Source organism: Gardnerella sp. DNF00571G (assembly GCF_049262695.1).
Classification (GTDB): Bacteria; Actinomycetota; Actinomycetes; order Actinomycetales; family Bifidobacteriaceae; genus Bifidobacterium; species Bifidobacterium piotii.
On the sequence record NZ_CP058396.1, the window covers coordinates 159,214 to 175,967 of the forward strand.

General features: G+C 47.0%; 20 protein-coding genes and 1 tRNA gene. 20 read left to right on the top strand and 1 reads right to left on the bottom strand.

Annotated elements, in window-relative coordinates; genetic code table 11:
* Positions 1–12 precede the first annotated feature (12 nt).
* The 17 genes from rpsH to HXT30_RS00810 all read left to right on the top strand — a co-directional run bounded on the left by rpsH (position 13) and on the right by HXT30_RS00810 (position 10,586).
* Positions 13–411, top strand: coding sequence for a 30S ribosomal protein S8 (gene rpsH / locus HXT30_RS00730; protein WP_004131699.1), 399 nt, complete (start codon positions 13–15; stop codon positions 409–411).
* 16 nt (positions 412–427) lie between these two features.
* On the top strand, positions 428–967 hold the full coding sequence (rplF, locus tag HXT30_RS00735; protein ID WP_004133436.1) for a 50S ribosomal protein L6: 540 nt from the start codon (positions 428–430) through the stop codon (positions 965–967).
* Position 968: 1 nt separating this feature from the next.
* Complete coding sequence (gene rplR / locus HXT30_RS00740; protein ID WP_004114376.1) at positions 969–1,340, top strand: 50S ribosomal protein L18; 372 nt, start codon at positions 969–971, stop codon at positions 1,338–1,340.
* Complete coding sequence (gene rpsE, locus HXT30_RS00745; RefSeq protein WP_004131701.1) at positions 1,337–2,065, top strand: 30S ribosomal protein S5; 729 nt, start codon at positions 1,337–1,339, stop codon at positions 2,063–2,065. Before rplR ends, rpsE begins: the two co-directional genes overlap by 4 nt.
* Positions 2,065–2,247, top strand: coding sequence for a 50S ribosomal protein L30 (gene rpmD, locus HXT30_RS00750; RefSeq protein ID WP_004131702.1), 183 nt, complete (start codon positions 2,065–2,067; stop codon positions 2,245–2,247). Before rpsE ends, rpmD begins: the two co-directional genes overlap by 1 nt.
* Positions 2,248–2,249: 2 nt before the next feature.
* A complete protein-coding gene (rplO, locus tag HXT30_RS00755) occupies positions 2,250–2,705 on the top strand; it encodes a 50S ribosomal protein L15 (RefSeq protein ID WP_004131703.1) in 456 nt (151 codons plus the stop codon).
* 210 nt (positions 2,706–2,915) lie between these two features.
* The gene (secY, locus tag HXT30_RS00760; protein ID WP_016635990.1) at positions 2,916–4,256 is read left to right on the top strand and encodes a preprotein translocase subunit SecY; all 1,341 of its coding nucleotides are present in this window, start codon (positions 2,916–2,918) and stop codon (positions 4,254–4,256) included.
* Between the two features lie 65 nt (positions 4,257–4,321).
* Positions 4,322–4,882: an adenylate kinase gene (locus HXT30_RS00765; protein ID WP_004131705.1), complete on the top strand. Its 561-nt coding sequence runs from the start codon at positions 4,322–4,324 to the stop codon at positions 4,880–4,882.
* Positions 4,883–5,040: 158 nt separating this feature from the next.
* Positions 5,041–5,259: a translation initiation factor IF-1 gene (gene infA, locus HXT30_RS00770; RefSeq protein ID WP_004105485.1), complete on the top strand. Its 219-nt coding sequence runs from the start codon at positions 5,041–5,043 to the stop codon at positions 5,257–5,259.
* A 21-nt stretch (positions 5,260–5,280) separates the two neighbouring features.
* Positions 5,281–5,394 (top strand): 50S ribosomal protein L36, encoded by a 114-nt coding sequence (rpmJ, locus tag HXT30_RS00775; protein WP_003842636.1) that lies wholly within the window; start codon positions 5,281–5,283, stop codon positions 5,392–5,394.
* 144 nt (positions 5,395–5,538) lie between these two features.
* Positions 5,539–5,916 carry a 30S ribosomal protein S13 gene (gene rpsM, locus HXT30_RS00780; protein WP_004105472.1) on the top strand — a complete coding sequence of 126 codons (378 nt, stop codon included), beginning with the start codon at positions 5,539–5,541 and terminating at the stop codon, positions 5,914–5,916.
* A gap of 79 nt (positions 5,917–5,995) precedes the next feature.
* A complete protein-coding gene (gene rpsK, locus HXT30_RS00785; RefSeq protein ID WP_004105468.1) occupies positions 5,996–6,394 on the top strand; it encodes a 30S ribosomal protein S11 in 399 nt (132 codons plus the stop codon).
* Positions 6,395–6,473: 79 nt separating this feature from the next.
* Complete coding sequence (locus HXT30_RS00790) at positions 6,474–7,469, top strand: DNA-directed RNA polymerase subunit alpha (protein WP_004131706.1); 996 nt, start codon at positions 6,474–6,476, stop codon at positions 7,467–7,469.
* Positions 7,470–7,547: 78 nt separating this feature from the next.
* Positions 7,548–7,982, top strand: a complete 435-nt coding sequence (gene rplQ, locus HXT30_RS00795; protein ID WP_004131707.1) for a 50S ribosomal protein L17 — start codon at positions 7,548–7,550, stop codon at positions 7,980–7,982.
* 150 nt (positions 7,983–8,132) lie between these two features.
* Positions 8,133–9,437: an Mbeg1-like protein gene (locus HXT30_RS00800; protein ID WP_422111598.1), complete on the top strand. Its 1,305-nt coding sequence runs from the start codon at positions 8,133–8,135 to the stop codon at positions 9,435–9,437.
* Between the two features lie 50 nt (positions 9,438–9,487).
* A complete protein-coding gene (truA, locus tag HXT30_RS00805; protein ID WP_422111599.1) occupies positions 9,488–10,399 on the top strand; it encodes a tRNA pseudouridine(38-40) synthase TruA in 912 nt (303 codons plus the stop codon).
* A gap of 101 nt (positions 10,400–10,500) precedes the next feature.
* Positions 10,501–10,586: transfer RNA gene (locus tag HXT30_RS00810), tRNA-Ser, on the top strand.
* A gap of 204 nt (positions 10,587–10,790) precedes the next feature.
* Here the strand turns inward: HXT30_RS00810 and HXT30_RS00815 are convergent.
* Positions 10,791–11,732, bottom strand: a complete 942-nt coding sequence (locus tag HXT30_RS00815) for a hypothetical protein (RefSeq protein ID WP_422111600.1) — start codon at positions 11,730–11,732, stop codon at positions 10,791–10,793.
* 256 nt (positions 11,733–11,988) lie between these two features.
* On the opposite strand from HXT30_RS00815, the gene nusA reads away from it, so the two are divergent.
* The 3 genes from nusA (at position 11,989) to rbfA (ending at position 16,750) form a co-directional block, all read left to right on the top strand.
* Positions 11,989–13,035, top strand: coding sequence for a transcription termination factor NusA (gene nusA, locus HXT30_RS00820; RefSeq protein WP_004131711.1), 1,047 nt, complete (start codon positions 11,989–11,991; stop codon positions 13,033–13,035).
* A 255-nt stretch (positions 13,036–13,290) separates the two neighbouring features.
* Positions 13,291–16,188 (top strand): translation initiation factor IF-2, encoded by a 2,898-nt coding sequence (gene infB / locus HXT30_RS00825; RefSeq protein ID WP_422111601.1) that lies wholly within the window; start codon positions 13,291–13,293, stop codon positions 16,186–16,188.
* A 1-nt stretch (position 16,189) separates the two neighbouring features.
* A complete protein-coding gene (rbfA, locus tag HXT30_RS00830) occupies positions 16,190–16,750 on the top strand; it encodes a 30S ribosome-binding factor RbfA (RefSeq protein WP_415696542.1) in 561 nt (186 codons plus the stop codon).
* Positions 16,751–16,754 lie beyond the last annotated feature (4 nt).

The following is a 16,754-nucleotide window of genomic DNA, read 5'->3' on the forward strand; positions in this document are numbered from 1 at the left end:
CGTTAGCCCAACATGACAATGACAGATCCTATCGCAGACATGTTGACACGTCTGCGTAATGCGAGCGCGGCAAAGCACGATATCGTGGAAATGCCGTACTCCAAATTCAAGGCGAATATCGCCGAGATTCTTAAGCGCGAAGGCTACATTAAAGACTTTGCTGCTAAAGAAGCTAAGGTTGGACAGACTTTGGAAGTTACGTTAAAGTACGGCTCCAATGGTCAGCGTTCCATCCAGGGCATTAAGCGCATCTCTAAGCCAGGCTTGCGTCGTTACGCAAAGTCTGATTCTTTGCCTATGCCTCTTGGCGGTCTCGGTATCGCTATTATCTCGACCAGCTCGGGATTGTTGACTCAGAAGGAATGCCTCGATCGAGGCATTGGCGGCGAAATCGTCGCCTACGTATGGTGAGAAAGGAGAGCTGAAAATGGCATCGCATATTGGTAAGCTCCCCGTCGACATTCCTGCAGGCGTGGAAGTTAAGATTGAAGGTCAGTCCTTTAGCGCTAAGGGTGCTAAGGGCTCTGATTCCTATGTAATTCCAGAAGGTATTACCGCTGAAGTTGCTGATGGCAAGATCGTTTTGACCCCAGTTGACGATTTGCGTCCAACTCGTGCAAAGCATGGCTTGGCTCGCGCAATCGTGGCGTCTATGGTTAAGGGTGTGCACGAAGGCTACGCCAAGACTCTAGACATTGTTGGAACTGGTTATCGTGCTGTAATGAAGGGCAAGGGCATTGAGTTCTCGCTCGGCTATTCGCACACTATTACCGTTCAGCCACCTGAGGGCATTGAGTTTGAATTGCCAAACGCAAATCAGGTAATCGTCAAGGGTACTGACAAGCAGGCCGTTGGTCAGGCTGCCGCTAACATTCGCAAGCTTCGTGCTCCAGAACCTTATAAGGGCAAGGGCATTAAGTACAGCGATGAGCGTATTTTGCGCAAGGCTGGAAAGGCTGGTAAGTGATATGAGCGTTAAGATTTTCGGTAAGGGTACCAAAGTCGCACGTTTGCGTCGTCACGCCCGCCTTCGTAAGCGCATCTCTGGCACTCCAGAGCGCCCACGTTTGGTAGTTTCTCGTTCTAACCGTCACATGGTTGCTCAGATTGTGGATGACACTAAGGGTCTTACCCTTGTAAGCGCTTCCACCTTGACTTCTGACTTCGCTGGTTTTACTGGTACGAAGACTGAAGCTGCTACCAAGGTTGGCGAGTTAATCGCAGCCAAGGCGAAGGAAGCGGGAATCACCGCTGTTATCTTCGATCGTGGCGGTAATAAGTATCATGGTCGCGTCGCAGCCGTAGCTGAAGGCGCCCGTCAGGGAGGTCTAGCACTGTGAGCGATAACGAAAAGGAAACCCAAGTGGCTGAAGAAACTCAGAACACTCAGGCATCCGCTGAGGAGCGTACCGACGATCGTCGTTCCCGTCGTTCTAAGGGCGAAGGTAAGCGTAGCGAACGTCGTAGCCGTCGTGAAGAAAACCGCGGCGAAGAGCTTTTGGATCGCGTAGTTACTATTAACCGTGTTTCCAAGACCCACAAGGGTGGCCGTACCTTTAGCTTTGCAGCACTTGTTGTTGTTGGCGACGGTAAGGGCACTGTTGGTGTTGGTTACGGTAAGTCTCGCGAAGTTCCAGCAGCTATCGCTAAGGGTCAGCTTGACGCTAAGAAGCACATGTTTACTGTTCCACGCATTCGTGGTACCGTGACTCACCCTGTGTTGGGTCACGATGCTGCTGGTACAGTTTTGCTTCGTCCAGCTGCTCCAGGTACTGGTGTAATCGCTGGTGGCGCTGTGCGTGCTGTTATGGAGTGCGCTGGCATTACCGATATCCTCACCAAGTCCATGGGCTCCGCAACCGCTGTTAACGTGGTTCGCGCTACTGTGGATGCTTTGAAGAAGCTTGAAGAGCCAGAAGAAATTTGCGCTCGTCGTGGACTTTCCCTCGAGGAAGTTGCACCAGACGCATTGCTTCGTGAGCGCGCTGCTGGCATTGCCGAAGCACGCAAGGCTCGTGAAGAAGCTCAGGCTGCTAAGGCTGCCCAGGCAAAGGATGGTGAGTGATGGCTAACTTAAAGATCACTCTGGTGCACGGTTTGGTTCATTCCACCGAGCGTCAGCGCGCTAACGTTAAGACTCTTGGCCTTCACAAGATTGGTCAAAGCGTTGTTCGCGAGGACAATTCAGTCAATCGTGGCTTGGTTATGGCCGTTCGCCACTTGCTGAGCGTTGAGGAGGTTGACTGATTATGGCTAATGAAGAACCAATGTTGCACATGCACACGTTGCGTCCAGCTCCAGGAGCTAAGAAGGATCGCATCCGCGTGGGTCGTGGTGAAGGCTCTAAGGGTAAAACTTCGGGTCGTGGAGACAAAGGTACGAAGAAGCGTTACCAAGTTCGTCCAGGCTTTGAAGGCGGCCAGCTTCCACTTTACATGCGCTTGCCTAAGCTTCGTGGCTTTAAGAGCCCATTCAAGAAGGAGTTCCAGGTTGTTAATGTTGCAGCCCTTGCAGAACTCTTCCCAAAGGGTGGTGAAGTCACTGTTGCTGATTTGGTAGTTAAGGGCGCTGTGCGTGATGGTTACCCAGTTAAGGTTTTGGGCGATGGCGATCTTAAGGTTGCTTTGACTCTTAAGGGAGTTAAGGCTTCTGCATCCGCTAAAGCCAAGATCGAAGCTGCTGGTGGCTCTGTTAGCGAAGAGTAGTAATAAGTAGTAATACTTAAGCTAGTAATGCTAATTAACGCAGTGATTTAACTGTTTAATAATCCCCCTAGTTTGCGCTGGGGGGATTATTTTATTGCAAAACTCACTCAATTATTGTTTCAGTATGTACCGTGATATAAACTATTGTCTCAGAGTTTGTTTTTTACTGGTGCGCCTAGATCGTAGCGCAAAAAAGGGAGGAAGACCCAGGTGAAAACGTTAATCCAGGCCTTCAAGACGAAGGAGTTGAGGAATAAGATCCTCTTCGTCTTCGCAATGATTATTATCTACCGAATCGGCTCATTTATTCCGATTCCTGGAGTTGACTACAAAGTTATTCGAGCTTGCACCGCTAAGCTGGCTTCTTCTAGCGAGAACTTTATTGGGTTGGTGAATCTGTTCTCTGGCGGTTCTCTTTTGCAGCTTTCGATTTTTGCATTGGGTGTTATGCCATACATTACGGCGTCCATTGTTATTCAGTTGCTTAGAGTTGTGATTCCACGCTTTGAGGCTCTTCACAAAGAAGGTCAATCTGGAGAAACAAAGCTTACTCAGTACACCCGTTACTTAACCATCGGTTTGGCTGTTTTGCAATCAACTACCATTTTGGTTACGGCTCGTTCTGGCGCGCTATTTAACTATCAATGCGGCCAGGTTATTCCAGACGGTTCTATGTGGAGCCTTATTGTAATGGTATTAATCATGACTGGTGGCACTGGCCTCATAATGTGGATGGCAGAGCTTATTACAGATAAGGGTATTGGCCAGGGTATGTCTGTATTAATCTTTATGTCTATCTGCTCTGGATTCCTTCCAAAGTTGTGGGAAATCGGTTGGGGTACGAATGGCCTTAATGGAGATTGGACTAAGTTCTCCATTGTTGCTGGCGTTTTCCTTGTGATTCTTATTTTCGTTGACTTTGTGGAGCTTGCTCAGCGTAGAATTCCTGTTCAGTACACGCGTCGAATGATTGGTCGCAAGATGTATGGCGGCTCTTCCACATACTTGCCTCTTAAGGTGAATATGAGTGGCGTTATTCCACCAATCTTTGCGTCTTCTATTCTTGCTATTCCAACACTTCTTGCTCAATTTGGAGATAGTCGTAAGGATTGGGTGCGTTGGATTAATGCCAATTTAGCAAACTCTACTTCTGCTTGGTACATAGCGTTGTACACCGTTATGATCGTGTTCTTCTGCTTCTTCTACACCGAGATTACTTTTAATCCAGATGAGACTGCAGACAACATGAAGGAATACGGCGGATTTATTCCTGGTATTCGCGCTGGTAGCGCTACAAGCCGTTATCTTAGCTACGTTATGAATAGGCTTAATACAGTTGGTGCTATTTACTTGCTGTTTGTGGCTTTGATTCCAACGGTTTTGATTATGTCTTTGCATCTTAATATGAAGCTTCCATTTGGTGGTACAACAATTCTGATTATTGCTGGTGTTGGTTTGGATACTTTGCGTCAAGCTAAGGCTCAAACTGAGCAATTCCAGTATGCTGGATTCCTGTTTGATCACAGCAATAATAAGCAGGTTGCCAAGTAGTATTTAGATAGGTTTTGTTTAATATTTGCATTGGATTTGCATTGGCATAAAACTAGGAGATTAATATGCGATTGTTAATTATGGGTCCGCAAGGAGTAGGTAAAGGTACTCAAGCCGCTTTGCTTGCAGAGCATTACAATATTCCTGCTATTTCTACTGGCGATATTTTCCGTTACAACTTAAAGAATAAAACGGAGCTTGGCAAGAAGGTTCAAGGTTATCTCGATAAGGGAGAGCTTGTTCCAGATGAATTAACAAATAGCATTGTTAAAGATCGTCTTGCTCAAGATGATGCAAAGAATGGCTGGATTCTAGATGGATATCCTCGCAACGCTTCTCAAGTTCAGGCGCTTGATCGCATGTTGGAAGAGCTTGGTACTCCACTAGATCATGTTGTTGCTCTCGAAGCAGAGCGTGAGGTTTTGCTCGAGCGTATGCAAAAGCGTGCTGTAGAGCAGGGTCGTTCCGACGATACTCCAGAAGTTATTGCTAAGCGTTTGGAAACTTACGAGAAGGAAACAGCTCCTTTGCTGGATATTTACGAAAGCCGCGGTCAGCTTGTTGAAGTTGATGGCGTTGGAGATATTGCCGAAATCAACAATCGCATAGTTGAATCCTTGGTATGAGATTTATTTAAGATTTATTTAAGATTTAGATTTTCTCATATTAATAATGCGCCCTTGCGACACGCCGAGTGTTGTATTGGGCGCATTTACTGTATCATAGAAGATTGGCGTGTCTTCGGATGCGCAAAGTAGTATATCCAAGGAACGGAACGAGGCTCATGGCAAAAGACGGTGTGATTGAAGTCGAAGGCACGGTAGTAGAAGCACTACCTAACGCGATGTTTCGCGTTCAGCTTGAGAACGAGCACATCGTACTAGCGACGATTTCGGGAAAAATGCGTAAGAATTACATTCGCATTCTTCCGCAAGATCGTGTTGTGCTGGAGATGAGTCCTTACGATTTGAACCGCGGACGTATTACGTACCGTTATAAGTAAAGGTACAAGCAAAGGAAAACCATGAAGGTCAGCCCTAGCGTGAAGAGGATCTGCGAAAACTGCCGCGTGATCCGCCGTCACGGTCGCGTCATGGTGATTTGCATCAACCCACGTCATAAGCAGCGTCAGGGCTGAGTGGATCTCCACCGCGAATATAAAGGAATAAGGCGCTAAGTCGCAGCTTAAGCTGAACCCTGGGTGCGCAGGCCCAGGCCGCAAATAATCGATATTATTGCGGGAGACTTGGTGCACGACCTGCGTAATAGTAAAGGAATTACAATGGCACGTCTTGCCGGAGTAGATATTCCCAATGAGAAGCGCATTGAGATTGCCCTCACCTATATTTTTGGTGTAGGCCGCACTCGCGCTAAGGAAACGCTTGCCGCGACCGGTGTTAATCCGGATACCCGCGTCAAGGATCTTACGGATGAACAATTAATCACTTTGCGTGATTATCTTGAGGCCAACTATAAGATTGAAGGCGATTTGCGTCGTGAAATCGACGCTGACATCCGTCGTAAGATTCAGATCAACTGCTATCAAGGCCAGCGTCATCGCAAGGGTCTTCCTGTGCGTGGTCAGCGTACTAAGACTAATGCTCGTACTCGTAAGGGTCCAAAGCGTACTGTCGCCGGGAAGAAGAAGGCCACCCGATAGTCGGTGGTCGGCTCTAGGCCACGAGTTAATTCTCATCGCCTAGACATACCAACTAATTCGTCATAGGAAACGAGGGTCAATGGCAGCTGCAAAGCAAGCCTCGCGCAAGCCGCGTCGCCGGGACCGCAAGTCGGTACCGGTTGGGCAGGCGCATATTAAATCAACATTCAATAACACGATTATTTCCATCACCGATCCATCGGGTGCAGTCCTCTCTTGGGCTTCCGGTGGCGATGTCGGCTTTAAGGGTTCCCGTAAGTCGACTCCTTACGCTGCAGGTATGGCCGCTGAGTCTGCTGCTCGTAAGGCAATGGAACATGGCCTTAAAAAGGTCGACGTGTTTGTTAAGGGTCCAGGTTCCGGTCGCGAAACCGCTATCCGTTCCCTTCAGTCCGCGGGTCTTGAGGTCGGTTCTATTACCGACGTCACCCCACAAGCGCATAACGGCGTTCGCCCACCAAAGCGTCGCCGCGTCTGAGCACTCTTACGAATCCATCCATCCAACCCGCTTATGGGCGGCGAGTGCACCACCGACCAGAAGCTGAAAGGATACAAAAGTGCTTATCGCACAGCGTCCAACACTTACCGAGGAATCACTGAATCCCCAGCGTTCTCGCTTTACTATTGAGCCGTTGGAACCAGGTTTCGGATACACGCTCGGCAATTCGCTGCGTCGTACCTTGTTGAGCTCCATTCCAGGTGCGGCCGTTACTTCGGTACGCATCTCTGGTGCTTTACACGAGTTCACGACTCTGCCAGGTGTTGAAGAGGATGTCACTGAAATCCTGCTGAACATCAAGGGCATCGTACTTACAAGTGAGTATGACGAGCCAGTAGTGATGTATCTACGCAAGAGCGGCAAGGGTGAGGCAACAGCTGGAGATATTACTCCTCCTGCTGGCGTCACTATTGCCAACCCACAGATGCATATCGCTACACTTGCTGAAGATGGCGAGCTCGAAATTGAGTTCACTGTGGAGCGTGGTCGTGGCTACGTGCCTGCTCAAATGAATAAGCAGGAAAACAGCGAAATCGGTCGCATTCCAGTGGATTCGATCTACTCGCCAGTTTTGAAGGTGAGCTATAAGGTCGAAGCTACCCGCGTGGAACAGCGCACGGACTTCGATAAGCTCATCCTGGATGTGGAAACTAAGCCAGCTATTACACCACGCGACGCAGTTGCGTCCGCAGGTTCGACTTTGGTTGAGCTTTTCGGTCTTTGCCGTGAGCTTAACGTCGATGCTGAAGGTGTTGAAGTTGGTCCAGCTCCAGTCATGGCGGAAGCTGATTCCCAAATGGCCACTCCAATTGAGGATTTGAACCTAACGCAGCGCAGCTACAACTGCTTGAAGCGTGAAGGAATCCACACAGTTGGTGAGCTGGTAGTTCACACTGAGCAGGATTTGCTCGATATTCGTAATTTCGGCATGAAATCCATCGATGAGGTTAAAGAAAAGTTGCAATCCATGGGATTGTCTCTTAAGCCTTCACCGCTTGGCTTTGACGCCAATAATCTCGAAGGTGGCACATTCTTCTCGCCAGAAGACGAGTAAACAACCACCGCAAATCGTCGCGGTTTTTGGATGTTCGGGTTTTTGCCCACCTGAATTCCGCGGCAATAAGGAGTAATAATGCCTACACCGAAACAAGGGCCTCGTCTGGCTTCTAGCCCAGCGCATGAGCGCCTGATGCTGGCCAATATGGCTACCAGCCTCTTCCAGCACGGTCGTATTGTGACTACTTTGCCAAAGGCAAAGCGTCTTCGTCCACTTGCTGAGCGTTTGGTAACATTCGCTAAGCGTGGCGATTTGCATTCGCGCCGCCGCGTGTTGCGCGTAATTCGCAATAAGTCCGTTGTTCACATGCTTTTCACTCAGATTGCTGAGCAGATGAAGCAGCGTGAAGGTGGCTATACTCGCATCGTTAAGATGGCCCCTCGTCGTGGTGATACTGCTCCACAGGCTATTATCGAGCTTGTTGTTGAGCCAGTAAGCCCAAAGAAGGCTGTTGTTAAGGAAGCTGAGTCTGCTACTAAGGTTGCTGCTAAAGAAGAAGCAGCCGAGTAGTTGAGATTAGCATCTTGATGCATCGGTAAGTAAATCTTTTGCGATTAATCGCAAGTATAAAGGTTTATTAAACGGGTTGGAGATATCTCCAGCCCGTTTTTCTATATCTGACATATCTTTTCTATATCTGGTATCAATTACTATTGAACTATGCCAAATATTCTCGATTTACTGAATAACGATTTTACTAACTTTAAAGAGCGAAAATTCAACGCCGTAGATTCGCTTATTTTATGTGAGTTGGCGTATATTTGCATGCCTGAATCGATTCCAAAGTATAATGACGATTCTAACGCACTAGCAACCGTTCCTTTAAGCGAATTGCTTCGCGGCGAGGATTTTTCTTCAATGTTTAGCTCTGGTTCTACTAAGGTAGATGAGTTTCGCAAGAATCTACTTTTGGCTGTTGAGTCTAGCCCGCGTTATAGGGGCATGCGTGTTGGTGAGGTTCTTGAACGTTTTGATGAGTCGAATATTGATGACTCTTGCGAACAGCAATTTGCGGCTGTTACTTTTGATTTAACAGATTGCGTTGGGTCTAGCTGCTTTGTTGTTGCTTTTAGGGGAACAGACAATACGCTTGTTGGCTGGAAGGAAGACTTTAACATGGCGTTTCGTTGCCCAGTTCCAGCGCAGGAGTCGGCAGCGGAGTATTTGCTCTCTATATCTAGGCGCGCATGTAAAGATTCTTGCAAAAGTGGCGGTATTCGTGGGATTTTTAGCAGTGTTGGTGATTATTTTGCGAATTTGTTTAATAAGAAGAGTGATTTTAAGAATAGTGATTTAGATAATAGCGATAACACAAATAGCAATGATTGCGATTTAAGTGATTGCGATTTAAGTGATAATCCTAAAATATTTGTTGTGGGTCATTCAAAAGGCGGGAATATGGCTGCATACGCGGCAATGCGATTAGACGCGCAAGATCGAAGCCTTGGAAACCATATTAATAAAATCTATTCAATGGACGGCCCTAGTTTTGGCTCGGATGTTGTTGATCCAAAGGTTTTTTCTCGCGTTGTTTCCAGAATCGAAAAAGTTGTTCCGCAATCTGCTTTTATTGGATTGATTATGGATACTGGAGTGCCGTATAAGGTTACAGCTGCTGATTCGATTGGATTAATGCAACATTTTGGCATGTATTGGCAAGTTAAAGATGGTGATTTTGACTACTGTGATTGTGTAACTCCGCGCGCTCTGGCCGTTTCTAAGGCTGCAAACGAGTGGATGATGAATTTGCCATTTGAAGAGCGAAAACGCAGAATTGATAGTGTTTACAGCATTTTTAGTAGTTTAGGGTACTCGACTTTCGACGAGATGTCTGCGCATTGGTCGGAGGTTGTTCCTGCATTATTGAAGATTGCAATGCGTATGGATTCAAAGACACATGAGTTGATTCGTAGCGTTATGAGTGCTTTTGCGCTCGCTAGTGTGCCTTCAGATAAGGAAAACTAGTGTAAGTTTGTTTGTAGGTCTGTTTGTAAGTCTGTTTGGAAAGGTTTTGAATGCGTCTTCGTTTGGATTTAGCGTATGATGGCGGCGATTTTTATGGTTGGGCAAAGCAGCCTACTTTGCGCACCGTTCAAGGTGTTTTAGAAGACGCATTGCACAAGGTTTTGCGCGTGAATAAAAGCGATGCTAGCGAACCTTTGCGCCTTAGCGTTGCTGGTCGCACAGATACGGGCGTTCACGCATCTTACCAAGTTTGCCATTTAGACGTTTCGGAATCCGTTTTGCAAAATTGCGTCGGTCACACAAATCTTACGCCAGTAAAAGCCTTGGAATATAGGCTTTGTGGTGTTTTGCCTAAAGACATTTCGATTCACAGTGTAAGCATTGCGCCAAGCGGTTTTGATGCGCGTTTTTCTGCGTTGGATCGCACATACGTGTATAGGATTAGTGATGCTGCAAATCGCGCGAATTTGGATCCGCGCATGCGTGGTTTTGTGTTGCAGCTTGACTACGACTTAAACGTTGATGCAATGAATCAGGCGGCGTCTTTGATTGTTGGTTTGCACGATTTTGGCTCTTTTGCGCGGCCAAATCCTGGTGGAACTACGATTCGCTGCGTTAAAAAGGCTATTTGGAATCGCGTTTGCGTGGGGAGCTGTTTATCTAAATCAACTGGAAAAATTCCTTGCATTGAGAACGGTTTGCTTGAGTTTACTATTGTTGCAGACGCGTTTGCGCATAACATGGTTCGTTCGCTTGTTGGAGCGTGCGTGCAAGTTGGGTGTGCAAAGCGTTCTGTTGATTGGTTCAAAAATAAGATTGAAAATCCTATTCGAGAAGGCTCTACTGGGCCGATTGCAGCAAATGGCTTGACTTTGGAATATGTTGAATACCCTAAAGACGAGGAGCTTGGTGCGCGAGCAAACGCGATTCGTGCTAAGCGCACGATCGAGGAGCTTGGGTGAGTTCAACGCGCCATGCGCTTGTATATTCTAGGGTTGTTTTACAATTGAAAAGTTGCGTTTCTTTTTGCATTTGCGTTTTGCGTATTTGCGATTGGCGCAAAGGATGAATGTCCGAGCGGTCTAAGGAGCACGCCTCGAAAGCGTGTGAGGGCTACACCCTCCGCGAGTTCAAATCTCGCTTCATCCGCAAGCAGGGTTTCTAGCAAATCGCTAGAAACCCTTTTTCATACTCCGACCTGCCTTTTTGCGCTACGCTCTAAGTGAAAATGCAGGTCGTCGTTCGCGCGGTCTAAGCGCGCGAACGTCTTCGCCACGCAGAAGCAGTGCTTCTGCCTTGAGTGGCTCAGCGCTTTGACTGAGCTTGAAACGCGCTATGCAATTTCAAGCTCAGTCAAAGCGCATAAATCATAGAAGAATCGCTAGGGTATCCATACGCGTACGCGCTCATAATATGCGAAATAGTAATGTTTGCAAGAATCTCAATAAACTCTTGATTTGTTCTGCTAGAAAGTGCGCTATTATTAACGCTACCGTCTTTGTTTGTAGGGAAAATGGCTTGATTTAGCGCATCTAGTTCTCCGCGTGCACAATCCATATACGCTATTGCAACTATTGGCAAGTCTTTTGCGCTAGCTTCGTCTTTTGCAACGCCAGAATCCAGATTCTTTTGTGGTATTTCGTATACTTTTTGTCGCAAGTCGCTTCCGCTTGAAGCAAAGTGCATAAGCGTGTTAGCAATCGTAGCTGTAATATCGCTTTGTCTTAACGAAACATTATCAACATCTTTTGCAGCTAAAGTTTGTAACATAAAAGCTAGTTTGTCTTGTTCTAATGCCGCTTTTGCAAGTGGGTCGTGATTCCAATACAAGTTACTAGTACTATTTGCAAAGTCATACAATTTTTTGTAAACGCTTGATTCCATTTGATTTGCGATTTTAGAGGCGTTTTCCGCTCCGCTCTCGTTACCTTGACTTAAGTTGGCCAATTTCCAAGTGTTTTGCGCGCTAAAAACAACGCCTTGAGCAAATCGTGCGTTGCATTGTATTGCAACGTTTTTCCAAGAATCCGCAGCATTTTGCAAGTCGTTTCTAGTTACGTTTGCTTCTTGTTTATCTACGATTTTTTGATTGTGCTTTGCGCTTTGTAGAACCTGGTAGCACTCATTATTGCTTTTAGATGAACGAACCGCAGTGTTGTTAACGTTATTAAATTGCCTTGATCCCGAGCAAGAGCTAAAAGCCATTAATACAGCAATAAGTGATGCAAATACTAGAACAAACTTTTTTTTGCGCATTAGAACACCTTTTGCTACGCGTTTGATAATATTTTGCACGCCTTGCAAGGCTTTAGGACAAAACAAAACGTGTCTGCATAATCTACTAAAATAGTCTGTGACTGTGACCAATGTTGGCTTGCCTTGTGTCTAACATTTTATGCTTAACATTTTTAATCATAGTCATAAGATTTTGCGCTTTACGTACTTGTTAAAATTAGATTTTAGCGTTTTGTTATGCGTAAAACGTATAAAAGAAGAATAAGTTAATTTTATAAGTGAAAATTTATAAATGAATCACAGGAGGACGTGCACGATGGAATTGGATTTGGCGGGAATGCATCAGCTTGCGGCTCAGCAGGGGATTAATGCCGATGAGCTGGACGAGGCACTCGCCGAGGCTTTGCGTCTTGCATACATGAAGACTTCCCACCCAGCAAGGCATGCTCGAGTTGAGCTAGATGAGCGTGCTGGCTGCTTTACTGTATGGGCACGAGATGAGATTCCGGGTGTTCCTACAGAAGATAATCCTCACCCAGCATTTACTTTGGGCGAGGAGTATGACGATACACCTAGAGATTTTGGGCGTCTTGCTGCAGCAACAGCTCGCCAAGTTATTACTCAACTTTTCCGCAAAGTGGAAGATGACCGCGTATTTGGAGCTTTTTCTGGTCAAAAAGGAAAGCTTATTAACGGCATTGTGCAGCAGGATTCTAAAGATCCTTCTAATATTCACGTTGCTGTTGGAGACGTTGAAGCCATTTTGCCTAGAAGAGAGCAAGTTCCTGGCGAAAGGTATCGTCACGGCGAGCGTATTCGCGTTTATGTTGTAAACGTTGCTCGCGGATTGCGAGGACCAGAAATAGTTGTTTCTAGGTCTCACCCAGATCTTGTTCGCAGACTTTTTGAGCGAGAAGTTCCAGAACTTGTTTCGGGAGCTGTTTCGATTATGGCAATTGCTCGAGAAGCTGGCGCTCGCACTAAGATTGCTGTTCGCGCTAACACAGATGGCGTTAATCCAAAGGGTGCTTTGATTGGCCCTGGTGGTTCGCGCGTTCGTGCTGTATTGGAAAATCTTGGTCAAGAAAAAATCGATATTGTTGATTGGTCGCAAGATCCAGCACAGTTTGTTTCTGCGGCGTTGTCTCCAGCAGTAGTAACTGAAGTTCATGTTGTTAGTGAGAAAAGTCAGACTGCTGTTGCTTTTATTCACGATTCTCAGCTTTCTCTTGCCATTGGCAAGGAGGGACAGAACGCGCGACTTGCAGCAAAGTTGACTGGTTGGAAGATTGGAATTGAGTCTGCGGAAGAGCATGCTAAAAAGCAAGAAGCAATGAACGCTGATTCTAATTCGGCGGAATAAGATTTTGCTAGCATTTAGCAAACTTGCGACACTCCCGAGAATCCAACGTTTCGAGTAAGCTGAAAGCTGCAATCTGGGCTTATTAACAGCTTTTTGCCTAGGGAACGAGGTACAAAATCATGGTTGAAATCATGGTTACACGATGAGATATCGCATTATGAGATATCTAAATAAAAAGCATAAGAGTAAGAATCTTATAACAATATAAAGTGGCTGCGTTCGTTTTACGCTGCCACAGACTGAGGAGAACACTGAGTGGTAAAAAAGCGCGTATACGAACTGGCCAAAGAATTTGGCGTAGATAGTAAAACCGTATTGGAACGTTTGAAGAGCATGGGCGAATTCGTAAAGTCCGCATCTTCAACCGTTGAAGCTCCTGTAGTGCGTCGTCTAAAGACGGAATTTGTGCCTGCGGATTCTGCTGCAAAGAGCGAATCGAAGCCTTCTGCGTCTAAGAATGTTGATCATGCATCTAATAAATCTGTGGATTCTGCGTCTAATAGCAAGCCAGAATCGCATGGTCAAAATGCAGAAAAGAAGGCTAATCAAAAGCCAGAACAAAAGTCTTTTGCAAAGCAGAATTCTGCGCAAAAAGTGCATGAAAATCATGAATCTAAGACTTCTAACGCGCATGCTACTACCACTGCAACTCCTAAGCCTTCGGCTGGAAACGCAAAGCCTAATAATGCTTCTAGGTCTGGTGATTCAAAGCGCAACGCAGAAAAGCGCAGTGGTGCAGAATCTAAATCTGCTAAGCAAGAGCGTTCTGCGCAAATGCCTCCACGCCCTAGACCACACCAAGGCTCTGGCTCGGGAGCCGCTCCTCGTCCAGGAAACAATCCGTTTAGTCGAAAGCAGGGTATGCGCGCGCCTACACCTGGAGACATTCCACGCCCACACCCAATGTCGCGCCCAGGCGCAGCTGCAGAGAATGCTCGTGGCTCAAAGCCAGGATCTGGCAATGGCAACGGCGGCAATGGCGGTGGTCGCGGACGCGGTGGTCGCGGCGGAAACCGTCAAGGCGGCGGCAATGGCAACGGTGGTAACGGAGCAAGTCGTTCCCAATGGCAAGGTTCGCATCGTTCAGGCGGCGGCAATGGTGGGGCAGGATCGCGCCCATCGGCAGAGTCGCGCTTTAACGCAAATCAAGCTGCAAGCTTCCAAGCAGCGGCTGCAGGTGCTCCAAACGCAGGCCCATCTAGGGGCGGTCGCGGACGCGCAGGAGCCGCAGGTGCGTTTGGTCGCCAAGGTGGAAAGTCCTCTAAGGCTCGCAAGAATCGTCTTGCAAAGCGCAGGGAATACGAAGAGCTTAAAGCACCAGTTATTGGTGGCGTGCGTATTCCTTCGGGTAATGGCGCTACGATTCGCCTTCGTCAGGGAGCAACGCTTTCGGATTTGGCAGAAAAGATTGATGTAAATCCAGCAGCTTTGGTAACTGTTTTGTTCCATCTTGGAGAAATGGCTACAGCTACTCAGTCTTTGGATGAAACAACATTCCAAATTCTTGGCGAAGAAATCGGCTGGAATATTAGCCTTGTTTCTGCAGAAGAGGAAGATAAAGAGCTTCTTCAGCAGTTCGATATTGACTTAGACGAAGAAGAGCTTCAAGAAGACGATAATCTTGTAACTCGCCCTCCAGTTGTTACTGTTATGGGCCACGTTGATCACGGTAAAACTCGCTTGCTCGATACAATTCGTAAGTCGAATGTTGTAGCTCGAGAAGCTGGCGGCATTACGCAGCGAATCGGCGCTTACCAGGTTACAGTTACTTTAGACGGCGACAAGCGCAAGATTACGTTCTTGGATACTCCAGGCCACGAAGCGTTTACAGCTATGCGTGCTCGTGGTGCGGAGCTTACAGACGTTGCAATTCTTGTTGTTGCAGCAGACGACGGCGTTATGCCTCAAACTGTTGAAGCAATCAACCACGCACAGGCTGCTCACGTGCCTATTGTTGTTGCAGTAAACAAGATTGATGTTGCTGGAGCAAACCCAGATAAGGTGCGCGGTCAGCTTACAGAGTACGGTCTTGTGCCAGAAGAATACGGCGGCGACACAATGTTTGTGAATATCTCTGCAAAGCAGGGAACTAACGTAGATAAGCTTCTTGAGGCTGTTCTTTTGACTACAGATGCGGAGCTTGATCCTAAAGCAAATCCAAACATGGATGCTCGCGGTGCAACTGTTGAAGCTCGTTTGGATAAGGGTCGCGGAGCGGTTGCAACTGTCCTTGTTCAGCAAGGTACGCTTAAAGTCGGAGATTCCATTGTTGCAGGCACGTCTTATGGTCGCGTTCGCGCAATGCTCGACGAAAATGGCAATCACTTGCAAGAGGCAGGTCCTTCTACGCCAGTTCAGGTGCTTGGCTTGACTTCTGTTCCAACTGCAGGTGACTTGTTCTTGGTTACTTCCGACGATCGTTCTGCTCGTCAAATTGCCGAAAAGCGCCAGGCTACAGAGCGCGCGGCTCAGCTTGCAAAGCGTCGTAAGGTTGTGTCTCTTGAAAGCCTTAAGGAACAGTTTGCTAAGTCCGAAGTGGATATGCTCAACATTGTTATTAAGGGTGATTCTTCTGGTTCTGTTGAAGCTTTGGAAGACTCCTTAATGAAGATTGAGGTTTCCGACGAAGTTGGAATTCAGGTTATTCACCGCGGCGTTGGTGCAATTACTCAAAACGATGTGAACCTTGCAACAGTTGATAAGGCCGTTATTATTGGCTTCAACGTGCGTCCAAATCGTCAGGTTGCAGACTTGGCAGATCGCGAAGGTGTGGAAGTTAAGTACTACTCGGTTATTTACAAGGCAATCGAAGATATTGAAGCTGCTTTGAAGGGTATGCTTAAGCCAGAGTTTGAAGAGGTTGTTACATCTCATTCCGAGATTCGCGAAATCTTCCGCTCGTCCAAGTTTGGCAATATTGCTGGCGTTATGGTTCAAGATGGCGAAGTTAAGCGCGGAACCAAGTGCCGTATCTTGCGAAACGGCGTTGCTACTGTTAATGATCTTGAAATCTCCACTTTGCGTAGGTTTAAGGATGATGTGCAATCCGTTAGCGAAGGCTACGAGGCAGGTATTAACCTTGGAAGCTTTAACGATATTGAGCTTGGCGACGTAATCGAAACCTTTGAAATGAAGCAGATTGAGCGCAAGTAATATGGCTGGAACAAACCCTAGAGCCGCGCGAATTGCGGCTTTGATTCACAGAGTGATTGCGTCCAATATGGAATCGCATTTGCACGATAAGCGACTTGCTAACGTAACGATTACAGAAGTGAGAGTTACTAACGATTTGCAAATCGCTAAAGTGTATTGGACACAGCTTGGCACTGCTGGAAAAGAGCAGGGCGAGCGTATGCGCGCAAACCAGGCTTTGCAGCAGGCTAAGGGTCGTTTGCGCACTTTAGTTGGAGCTAAAGCAGGCTTGCGATTAACTCCTCAAATCCAATTTGTTTACGATGAAGTTCCTAGCGAAGCTCACGAGATTGAAGACATTTTGGTTGCTGCGCGTAAGCGTGACGAGGAGCTGGCTAAAGCTCGAGAAACAGCTCAATACGCTGGAGAAGCCGATCCGTATAAAAAGCCGCGTGAAGATGAGGAATTTGACGGCGAGGAATTTGACGAAGACGACGACTTTGAAGACGACGACTTTGCTGATTCTAGCGATTCTGCTGATTCTAGCGACTTTGATAGCGATGTAAATAGCGATCGATTTTAGCGAG